The organism is Microcoleus sp. K1-B1, assembly GCF_036704705.1.
In the GTDB taxonomy this organism is placed as follows: Bacteria; Cyanobacteriota; Cyanobacteriia; order Cyanobacteriales; family Microcoleaceae; genus Microcoleus.
The window spans coordinates 97,325-108,263 of the sequence record NZ_JAUBSH010000014.1; the positions used below are offsets into that span (position 1 = coordinate 97,325).

The window sequence follows — 10,939 nt, forward strand, 5'->3', positions numbered from 1 at the left end:
TTAACTAGATATTACAGGAGATTTTGACAATGAGCTTTTATAGTTTACAAACAGCAATAATAAACGGGAGTGTTGCGGGCCTAATCTGTAAGGTTGTTGAAAACCAAAGAGTTTGTGAATGGATAACTGATAATATTCCTGATGCAACAGAGGTAAGAGACTTTTTAGAACAAAGCCCGATCGATTTGACTGATATTATTAACGCACGCTTAGACAGATTAGATAAAGCCCGCTCATCTAATTCTATATTTTTTGATGAACCAGATTATTTATCATCTGCTTTCTTAGAACGTGGCTTAAGATGCAGTGCGGCTGTATGTTTGCTTGAACGATATTTTTGGATAGAAGATATAATTGAGATAATCAAAGACCGTTTGGTAAAAGATGTGACTGAGATTCTCAAGCGCTTGTCGGAGAAAATCGATCTTTTTTCTGCAAAATTTCCTGGTGAAAGTCGGGATATTTGGAAAGATTATAAACAAGTTGCCGATGCGCTGGAAAATGAAAGAATTAAAGAACTTCTGGGTAAACTCAGAGATGAATTGAAGGAAGCTTCTGGTGAAGAGAAACAGCGGAAAGGTACTGTTCTGATTCCATTTGCTACAGGCTTCCTAGTTGGCAAAAATTACTTATTAACTAATTTCCATGTCTTTAATGAAAAGGATAAAGACAATATCAAAAACTTTGTGGCTCAATTCAGATACGAGCAAAGTGCTTTAGGGCAGAATGCTGAAACTGTTAAATATCAGCTAGACCCCGATAATTTTTGTGTCAGCGATGAGCAGCTTGACTATACCCTGATTCGAGTCAAACCACGAGAGGATTACAAGGATATCGGACTAGCATTTCCTGAAGCTGGTGAAAATTTTGGTTGGTTGCCAATGTTAATGGACTCAACACTGATTGCCCCACCTGTTACTCGCGAGCAGATCGAAGATATTAAAGGAATTGATAGCGAAAAGATACCTGATGCTGATTTGTCTGGCGAACCAGCTTTTATTATTCAGCATCCGCGAGGCGTACAAAGGAGAATTGTTCTTTTCAATAATCAGGTACAAAATATTTATCAAAATTTTCTGCAATACCAAGCTGATGCTGATTTTGGCTCTTCGGGTAGCCCTATCCTCAACTCTCAATGGCAACTTGTAGGTCTACATCATGCTGCTTTAGTAAAATGGAATGAACAAAAATTGTCGGATAAACACAAATTGGAAATTCAAGGCAATTTAGGGGCAAGGATATGCGAGATTGTGAAGCATTTAGAAACACGTAGAAGCCAACCTGGAATTGCAGAGTTCTTAGATAATAAAAGGTATGTGGTTAAACAAACAGAACAACCACTGAAGGGAAGGATTTATATTTTAGTTGGTCATCAACGAGGAGATGCTCCCAGTCCCGAACATTTAGAGCAAGAAGTCACTATAGCTAAAACATTACTGGAAAATATCTTTCCATGTTCAAAGCCCGGTTTTGAAGTGAGGGATATTTTGCAAGAATGTGATGGCAAATATGAAGCTGGGATTGACTATATCAATCAGCAAGATTATCAGAGCGGTGATGTGGCGCTTGAAATTCGTATCCGTACAAAATTCGATCCTGATGTTTTAGGGGTAGAAACGGGAGTAACTATTTACTATGCAGATGATAAATCTGACTATAAAGCTTACGCAAACATTGTTTTACAAGCCTTTTTGAGTAAGTTTCCTCAGTTCTCTAATGTTGTGCAGTCAGATAAAGCCGAAAAAGCAATGGATTTGCAATTCTGTCGAGGCATAAATATGCCATCCTTAGTCTTGAGTTTAGATGTTTCATATAAGAATTACGATCGGGTTATGCCTGAACTGAACCCTTCACGCTTTGAACAACGGCTGCACCCTGCTCAAGGGATTTGGGATGGGCTAGAGAACTGGGTTAAAGTCCTTAGTCCGATCGGCTTCTGGGCTGCTGGTTGACAATTAGCAATCTATACTATAGCAGTCCTAAATCATTTGTAAAGTTTTTTACCCCACCCCAACCCTCCCCTTATTAAGGGGAGGGAGTAAGAAATTTACAAATCATTTACGATCGCTATATCAGTGTAAGAGAATTGGTATTGAATGTTGTGGAATGCCTGCCATTTGAATAGCAACACAGCCAAGCTTGTAAGCAAATTCAATGGTTTGTCCGGTTTCCAGTGCATCATAAAAAGCGACGGCAAATTCGATCGCCGCTTTATTCCCAATCGCCTGCTGCATACCGATGACATAGGGAATGTAGTCAGCAATTGCTTTAGCCTGAACTGCCGAGTAGCAGGCGTTAAGAAGCGCACATTCAATCTTAGGAAAAAGTTTAAATAGATTGGCGATCGCCTCAGCACTAACAGGCTTGCTTCGTCCAGTATCATCTTCTAAAAACAATCCTTCCTCGCTACTACCTTGTCCGGCAAAGTGAACAATGTGAGGCTGATACTCCAGTAAGGCTCTGTGCATATCTCTGTGTCGGACTGCCCAACATTGCTTCAGCAAAAACCGATCGCGATGCTGCGATCGCCGCAAACCTTCACTAATCTCCCGTGCTTCTTCCTCTAGCGATCGCGGCTGCATTCCTTGAGGATTTGCTGCCAAAAACAGGATAGTCTTTACTGCATCCTCGGATATTAGATTCGATTGTATCTGAGGCGCTTCATTGTAATAAATGTTGTCGCCAGCCAGATTATTAATTGTGCTACCTGAAATATTGAAAGTTTTAGATGTTGGCTCAGACATAGAATTGAATCACAGACATTGCTGACTGCCTTTTTAGCATTATATGGAATTCGCTCTTTTCTTCAGCACCGGGATCTGGTAATCCTGAAAAACTGAATCATCACCCTTCTTAGTCCAGTCTACCGAACCCAGTTTCCGAGTAGTATTTGCATTGCGATCACCCTCAAACTGGATGGCACGACATCCAGACTCAAATGCTATGTCAATTAATTGACCTTCTGCTAATCCCTTGTAAAAACCAACGGCAAAAGCGATCGCCAAATCATCCAGAATCTCTTGACGCATCCCGATCGCATAGTTAATGTGCTCAGAGATCGCATCCGCCTGCACTTCACTGTAACAGGCATTTAACAAGACACATTCTATTTTATCAGCAAACAGCTCAAATAGCTTTGAGAGTGCTTCCGTACTGACTAACTTTACCCGCCCTGTCTGATCTTCCAGCACCAATCCTATTTGCCCTTGCCCGTGTCCGCAAAAATGTACAATCTGCGGTTCTACATCCAGTAGCGATCGCTGTACATCTCGCGGACGGGATGCCCATCGCTGCTCTATTTGAAAGCGATCGCCAAGGTGCGATCGTCTCAACCCGTCTTCTATCTCCCGCACTTCCTTGTCTAGGCGTAAGTGTGAGGTACCTTGAGGATTCGCTGCTAAAATCAGAATTTTTTTCATCAATCTTGCTGGAATAACTAACAGGGTTGAGATATCCTTTGATTATTTTGTGATGGTGAGGCTGATTTGTTTTGTTGTCCACTCACGGCTTGGAGATCTGGCAACAGACAACCTTCTAGTTGGTGGTTGCTCGTCCTCAATCGCTACTAGCAGTTCTTCTAGAGGATTGCCCAATCGAAACAATCCTTTAGGTTGAATATCCTCGTCAAGAGATGGCAGTTCTAACCAGCGGTAGTCGATCGGACCAACTGTAGCAAGGATTTTAACAATGTCTTCTCCTTCGGATGTTGCGGATATCGCAATCGATTCCTTCCTACCCGCCTCAATAGTAATGAAATTTTCTTGTTTACCTGGAGCAATCTGTTGAATTGACCAGTCAGATGCCAGATCTAGAACAGCCACGTTAACAGCTTGGAAAGAGTCATTCCGAATTGACAAAAATACGTAATCGCCGAGTTTTACAGTTGGTTTGCTGGGATCGGAAAATGGTTTTAACTGCGATTTTGGTGGAATCTTGTCACCCTGGTCAAAAATATCTGATGTTCCCAGCCACTCAACGATTAATTTGCCTGCTAAAGGTGCATCTTTGTCCATATTGTCTAGCTCTGCTGTGGCATGATATTTCGCTAGGTGTACGAGACGTTTCACCACTGTAGCAGCCGCATCACGGTCACTTGCATTTATGGGAGGAATTCCTTGAAATGGATGTCCCGTGCGATCGCATATTTCATACTCTTCCTGGTTATTGACAACAACTTGATAGACAACTCCCTCATCATCATCAGCAGCTACCACCTCTTCTGCCAATTCCACCCAACCATTTCCAGGTAAAGCATTTTTGATAGCCTCTAGGGCTTTCTCCTGCTGTTTAAAAATTTTGGGTAAAAGCTGGTTAGGGGGTAATAAGGACTTAGCTAAATCTTCTGCGGAAGCTGCCTCTTGAGGAAAGAGATAAACTTTTCGCACAAGATTGACGGACGGAGATACCAACACAGCCCGATCTCCGTCTTCAACGTTTAATTCTTCTCCATAAATTGGTTCAAGCTTGCACAACGAGTCTGTTGCCCCTCGTTGAATAATCCGGGCGATCGCAACTCGATTCTCTTTTTTGGTCAAATCCGTTGTTGTACGAGGATAGATGGCAAACTCTGCTCCCTTACCAATACCATTTGCCTGCCCAACCCCTAAAACAGCTTGCTTTTCACCTGTTTCAGCGTTTTTCTCAACCTTTAAGACAGGTACTGTATGTACTCGTTCAGCTAGCTCATTGCCAAAAATAACTCGGTTATTCTCGCCCATCAAGATTGGAGTTTGTTGCGGGAATTGACTGTGGATTTTGGCATTGATGCGATCGAATAAATCCTGATAAGTTTGTCCGGGGTTTTGCTGTCTTAGAGTATCCAACAACCAATAGGTAAGCGCTCCATTTCGCTCTCTAGTTTCACGATTAAAGGCATACTCGTAAGCCAACTCATTCTGACGACAGGCTGCTAGAAGCACATAATCTTTGGCTGCACGCAATCCAGAAGCTTTTAGGCCGCGAGGGGTTTTTTCAGTGAGCGATCGCCAAGTTGCTTCTAGAGTTTCTAGAGGTGCCACCAGTTCTTGACCAGGTTGGAGAGGTTTTTCATCAATTCCTTCTCCCCCTCGAATTTCTACATCCCCTCGCGTAGCACCTCCCGAGTTACAACAATCCAACACCACCGTAACGGTTAGTTGTTTATCTACCAATTCCTTCAACAGTGTTGCTAGATCGAGATCGCGGAGATACTGTCCTTCTGAAGTGCCAATATCTGTAGGGACTAATCCCTCATCAATTTCATCCTCACCTTTAATAGATGGGAAAACAGTCTTAGCCCGTCCACCATGTCCAGAGTAATGAATATATACCTGCGCCTTTTCCGTAGCCATTTCCCCCAGTTTCCTAAAGGAATCAATCATATTCTGACGAGTTGGTAGTTTTTCCGGTGATTCTAGAGGCTTGGTGGGTTCATTTGGGTTAACCGAAGCTGTCAGTTTTAATATTTGTGTTTTGGGAACTTTCCGCTCATCAACTAAGAAAGCTTCTACATGATTAACATCTCGTACACTCCCTCCAAGATTTTTGTAACGACTACCATCAGGCAATAAATTCGGCATATAGCAGTCAATACCGATTAAGAGTGCGTAAATATTTAGTGTTTGCTCTGGTTTGTCAGCCATTTTTCATTCATTGCTCCAGTGTCTTGGTCTAATTCAGAGAGTTGCAGAGCAGAGTTCTAGAGCCGTAACTTATAGCTCTTCAGAAAACTCTGCCCATTCAGCAACCTATTCTTCAGCTCAATATTTTGTTAACTCGATCGCGAACACCTCAAGCCATGTGTTCGCGGGTTTTGACAGCGACAATTCCGTCTGGCTTCAAACCCTTCTTCTGCTGAAATTCCTTAACGGCTTTATCTGTTGCTGGCCCAAATTCACCATCAGCCCCAACTACAATGCCAGCCTTTTTCAAGCCTTCCTGAAGCTTGAGTACATCCGATCCTTCCATTCTGGGCATCGCCAAGCGCAACGTTCTGGGTTTGTCATCCCACGGCGCTTTAGGAAATCCAGGAGCAGGAGAGCTATTAAGTGCACCCTCAGTTTGAGGGCCAAAGCCGCCATCCTCGCTAATCATTTCATTAGGATGGTTTTTATTCCAAAGCTGCTGAAATGCGAGTATTGATTGACTGCGAAGATCGATCGTGCCGTCGCCCTGGTAGTCGAAGTGAGGTGGGTCGCCCGGTAATGGATTCCAGCCATATTGCATCAAATAAGGTTCCCAGCCTGTTGCATCTTCAATGTCGATCGCTAACCCAGTTTGATGGTTGCTGGCTCCCGGTGGAGCTACAGGATTAGGGTTGTTGAAGCGATCGTTATACAGCAACATTTGCTGAGCTATCGTGCGGTAGGCAGAGTTCACCTGCATCGTTTGACCTCGATCTTGAATGGCTTTCTGGAGTGCCTGTTTTGCTGAGGATTGTACATAGGGAAAGGCTGCATCCAGCAAGTCTACATTGAGGTCATCAAAACTGACAAAAGCATCGGGCATCATCAGTTGGAGTTGATATATCAACTGCTGGGATAAGCCATTGACCACCGCAGTCGAAGACATGGGTGCATCTTTGAGCAATCCGGGAAAACTGCCTCTAATGCCCAACCGATCCCGTTCGACAAATTCTTCACAGGCCTCGACAATTACAGGTTGATTAAAGAGAAGATCGCTTGAGTCAGTCATGGTTTTCTCCTATGGGTTTGAATTTGGTTACACAATCGATGTTATAGTCCCAATTCTTTTCGCGTTTGGGCACCTACAACACCATCCGCCGTTAGCCCTTTTTGTTTCTGAAACTGCCGCACTGCCTTGTCAGTATCATTGCCAAAGAATCCATCAGGTTCAAGATTGATTCCTGCGGCTTTCAAAGCTTCTTGCACTTGACGAACATCCTCACCTTGCATGAGAGGATCGGTGAGTTTCAAAGTGCGACGTGCTTCTGCGATTGTTTCACCTGTTACTTCTTGACCTGTTCCTTCATAGGTTAAGAATGACTGCCAGGGTTTTCCCAAAAACAGCGATCGTTCAGCCAATCGGCGGCGTGTCAGCCCTAGCCAGGGTTCACCATTTACCTTATTCCACACAGGAAACTGATTAGCTGCTCCTTGATAATTTCCCTCGTTCAAAAGCCTCAGAAGAGTTGAATCTCCAAAACCTCCTGGCCCCACGTTGAAGCAGAAACAAACCAGTGCAGAAAACTGACTGTCATTGAGCTGAACTTCCACGGCATCCTCAACAAAGGATTCAAATTTTTCTAAATCTATCCTCAGCAATTCTTCGGCCTGTGTTTGGCTAATCGTCAGCCCTGGAAAAACATCGTCGCCAGTGTGTCCGTAACCAATTGTCCACACTCCACCGCCGTCATCATAAGCAGTTAGCTCACATCCTTCAAACGTAGTGAGAAGCTTAAAGCCTTCTCCATTGATATGCTTTGAACCTCTGCGTTCTGCCACATCAGGCGGTTGTTGGTCTGGAGGATGAATGTTGTATGTTTTAGCCACGCTGAACTTTAAAGCATCGATTAATGCTTTTACTTGTCCATTTGTCTCCGTGACTTTAACGGCTAGGTCGTCTTTTATTTCGTACACGCGACCATCGCCGAAGATTTCAAGTGATCTTGGCATTTTAGTTTTTCCTTTGGAAAAGGTAGATGAACTCGAAGGAGGCATCCTGAAGATCCCGATCGCCAAACTTTTGCCTGCCTCTCACAACGTCTGAAAAGAGTTTATCAATTCATACTTGTTATCCAAAGTCTTTGTTGGATCGGTGATTTCACTGACTACGCCTGTCCCAAAGTAATTTCCGGTATTTTCTCTAACCTTTACAAAAGTTTATTTTTGGCGATCGAGAGCGGTGTGCTGCTTGTTCTATTTAACGATCGCGATCGCCCAATTCCACTACTATCAAATTACACTTATGAGTCCTGGACGTATCAACTAACCAACGAGCATAGTTGAAACCCACATTCCGCACCAGCAACGGGTAGCGTACAGTACCCCGTGCGGATAGAAGTGAATCAGGAGAGACAGTAGTTAGTAATAATATTCAATAATTTGTATCAGTAAGCATAACCCTGTTGGCAATGGGGCGCCAAACAGCTTTCGATTCCACTCCCCGTCAAAGGTTTTGACCCAATGAGTCAGAAGAGTGGGTTTGCGGCTCTGGGAGTGGGGGCGTGAGCTTACTCGTGACGATATGACAAAGGCTTTAGTTTTGTGGAATCTAGCCGGAGGGCGACAGTCACAGCCGCCGCCCCTGCAGAAACCCGGTTTTGGTTGATTAATTAATCTTAGATTCAACGCTAGATTTTTCCGATGCCGCAGCTTCCTTTATCTCGGAAATCGCTTTCCGGCTGAAAATTTGGAAGTAGAGAGAAACAAAAAACTCTTTGACTGGAAAAACGATAAAAGTCAAAGGATTAATTGTGACGATGATATTGCGGGCATCAGCTTTAGCTTGTTTGACAACTTGCTGCGCTACCCAGTCGGGAGACATGATGCCGATCGGGTTTAAGTTGCTTTTAAACGGCCCTAAAATCAGTTTGCGAACGATGCAGGGCGCGTCCAGCCGCCGCAGGGTGACTAAATCTCCCAGGGCGCGTTTGCTGAGTTCGTACAGGGGACTGACAGCGGGAATTACTTCTGCTTCGGAAGTGTTGATCCAGACTTCTTTGCAAGCGATGTTTTCGTTAGTACGGACTGTTAAGAAAAAGAGTTCCATCAGCCGCCACGCGGAAAAAGTGTTAATTTCGTATGAGTTGGCGATCGCCTCTCCTGTTCTTGATCCCTGTACGTTAATCCCGTGATTGATGACGAGAATATCCACTTTTTCTAACAATTCTGCTAAATCTGCCTCTTGACCTATTTGCCAATTTATGGTTTTAACAGGCAAATTTTCGCCGTCTAGATTCAAAGTAATTGTTTGATTTCCCGATGAGAGGGCTATCACTTTTGCACCAGCTTTGTGCAGGTGTTTGAGAAGCAAACGTCCTAAAGTTCCCGATGCACCGGTGACGGCTACAGTTTTGCCTTTGAGAGAAAGTGCTGTACCCATAAGTTTATCTATTAAGGTGAAAGTACCGCAATAGTAAGCATTTTGATTGTCGAAGTGATGCCGCCAGTGATAAGGTTTATTAACTAACCACTTGCCAGGGGGAGTAAGGAAATCTCCCGGTTGGTGGGTGATGTCGGTTAATTCGTCTGCACCTTTGATGCCACACGCGCGGGCGATCGCGCTCAACAAAAAGCCTAAAGTATAAATACAACCGGCTGCTGCACCCCAGTGATATTCCGGTAGCCCAAAATAAGCTACAACCCACAGCAACAAGCCCAAAACCATCATCGCCGCAGCTTCGGGCACATCGTGACGCCAGTGTGCTTGCTTGTAAATTGTCTCGCTGACGGGGGTCAAATTCGGGCGGAAAACGCGGTGATGCCAAGTGTGCAGCTTTTGCAGGGGTGCCCAATAATGGGAGACGACGTGATAAAAGTCTCGTATTATTTCTGCCCAGCAGACAGAAGCTATTGCCACAGCGCCGACTATCCAGTAATTTACCATGCTCACATTAGTTTGAAATTTGAGATATTAGAGATTGTCTGTTTTGAAAGATAACTCAAAATGGCTTTTATTGCTAGTCTGGAAGTTGACTCAGGCGTTTTAAAATCTGCAAAACGCGGTACAATTCATTGCCGGGATTGGAAATAACAAATTCTGCCGATCGGGCATACTGGGGATTTTCGCCTCTAACTAACTTCACAAAAGAGAAGTTAGCACCTGTAGAAATCATCCCAAAAGTAGGAGTTTCAGGATTGGGATCTGCCAGCATATATGTCAGGAGTTGGGCAAGTGCTTCGTCAGTTGAAAACGAAAGTTGTTTGGATTCAATTACTGTCACCCACAAGTTTGCTTTCATAATTAGGATATCTATTCTGCCTTCGATGATTCTGCCTTCGTCTTCCTCTTGAATGGCGATAGACTTTTCGGCTTTGACTTGAAAAGGAGACTCATACAGACCGGCAATAAACAAAATGGGGCTGATGATTGTTAGCTTGACTGCATTTTCCAATACAGGCGGGGTGTCTACCAAGTTGAAGTATATGTCTTGGACGCGATCGAGTAATTGTTTTTCTGAGTCTGTTACTTCTGGTAAGTTTTCTTGCCATTCTCGGAAAAATTCGCTGTTGCGAACTCGCTGCAAGCCGAAGTTATCGATTAAATAGCGGAGGTTGATATCTCTTGTTTGTAGTTTTTGCATGATGATTAATAAAGGGTTTTATGGTTATTAATAAGTTTAGCATGATTGAGATTTTTAACCGCAGATGAACGCAAATGAACGCCGATGAAATTTTGAGTAAGTTAATTTGGCCCAGATGTCTGTTCATTGGGATTTGCGATCGGCAATTCGCTGTTTTTGTCCAGCTTGCATTTGCAGCAATTGCGGTACGGTGACAAAACGATATCCCTGCTGTTTGAGTTTGGGAATAATTGCAGATAGCGCCTCGACTGTTTGCTGGCGATTGCCGCCGCCGTCGTGCAACAATACGATCGCCCCCGTTGAAGCTTGGGATAGCACGCTACGGGCGATCGCAGCGACCGGAGGTTGCAGAAAGTCTTTAGGCTCGATCGACCACATCACCACTACGTAATTTTTCTTTTTAGCGTAATTTGCCAAACCGTTATTTAAGCGGCCGCCGGGAGGGCGAAACAAGAAACTTTTTGCCCCAGTAGATCGATAAATATGAACGCCAGTATTATCAATTTCATCCGATGCTGTTTTTTCGGTAACATTGTGAGAATAGTGATGCCAAGTATGATTGCCGATCGCATTTCCCGTTTGCACAACTCTTTTCGCAATTTCTGGATACTCCCGCAAAGTAACTGCTCAATAACCGCTGCTTGGGGTATCTGAGCTAAGTAGTCCCAGAACGCTAGCCAATAAACTTATTTCTCT

9 protein-coding genes are annotated in these 10,939 nt (G+C 43.9%); 1 reads left to right on the forward strand and 8 read right to left on the reverse strand.

The window, feature by feature from the left end; all coding sequences use genetic code 11:
- The first annotated feature begins 29 nt into the window (after positions 1-29).
- Entirely contained in the window at positions 30-1,952 is a 1,923-nt protein-coding gene (locus QUA83_RS07840) for a serine protease (RefSeq protein WP_333292427.1), read from the forward strand.
- A 120-nt stretch (positions 1,953-2,072) separates the two neighbouring features.
- Here QUA83_RS07840 and QUA83_RS07845 read toward each other — a convergent pair whose 3' ends face one another.
- From QUA83_RS07845 to QUA83_RS07880, 8 genes are all read right to left on the reverse strand, one after another.
- Entirely contained in the window at positions 2,073-2,744 is a 672-nt protein-coding gene (locus QUA83_RS07845; RefSeq protein ID WP_333292428.1) for a CHAT domain-containing protein, read from the reverse strand.
- 39 nt (positions 2,745-2,783) lie between these two features.
- Positions 2,784-3,419 carry a CHAT domain-containing protein gene (locus QUA83_RS07850; protein ID WP_333292429.1) on the reverse strand — a complete coding sequence of 212 codons (636 nt, stop codon included), beginning with the start codon at positions 3,417-3,419 and terminating at the stop codon, positions 2,784-2,786.
- A 42-nt stretch (positions 3,420-3,461) separates the two neighbouring features.
- A complete protein-coding gene (locus QUA83_RS07855) occupies positions 3,462-5,621 on the reverse strand; it encodes a caspase family protein (protein ID WP_333292430.1) in 2,160 nt (719 codons plus the stop codon).
- A gap of 148 nt (positions 5,622-5,769) precedes the next feature.
- Positions 5,770-6,672 carry a peptidoglycan-binding protein gene (locus tag QUA83_RS07860; RefSeq protein WP_333292431.1) on the reverse strand — a complete coding sequence of 301 codons (903 nt, stop codon included), beginning with the start codon at positions 6,670-6,672 and terminating at the stop codon, positions 5,770-5,772.
- 41 nt (positions 6,673-6,713) lie between these two features.
- Positions 6,714-7,613 carry a glycoside hydrolase family protein gene (locus QUA83_RS07865; RefSeq protein WP_333292432.1) on the reverse strand — a complete coding sequence of 300 codons (900 nt, stop codon included), beginning with the start codon at positions 7,611-7,613 and terminating at the stop codon, positions 6,714-6,716.
- Positions 7,614-8,268: 655 nt separating this feature from the next.
- Positions 8,269-9,546 carry a bifunctional sterol desaturase/short chain dehydrogenase gene (locus QUA83_RS07870; RefSeq protein WP_333292433.1) on the reverse strand — a complete coding sequence of 426 codons (1,278 nt, stop codon included), beginning with the start codon at positions 9,544-9,546 and terminating at the stop codon, positions 8,269-8,271.
- Between the two features lie 73 nt (positions 9,547-9,619).
- Complete coding sequence (locus QUA83_RS07875) at positions 9,620-10,243, reverse strand: restriction endonuclease subunit R (protein WP_333292434.1); 624 nt, start codon at positions 10,241-10,243, stop codon at positions 9,620-9,622.
- Positions 10,244-10,366: 123 nt separating this feature from the next.
- Positions 10,367-10,861, reverse strand: coding sequence for a polysaccharide deacetylase family protein (locus tag QUA83_RS07880; RefSeq protein WP_333292435.1), 495 nt, complete (start codon positions 10,859-10,861; stop codon positions 10,367-10,369).
- Positions 10,862-10,939 lie beyond the last annotated feature (78 nt).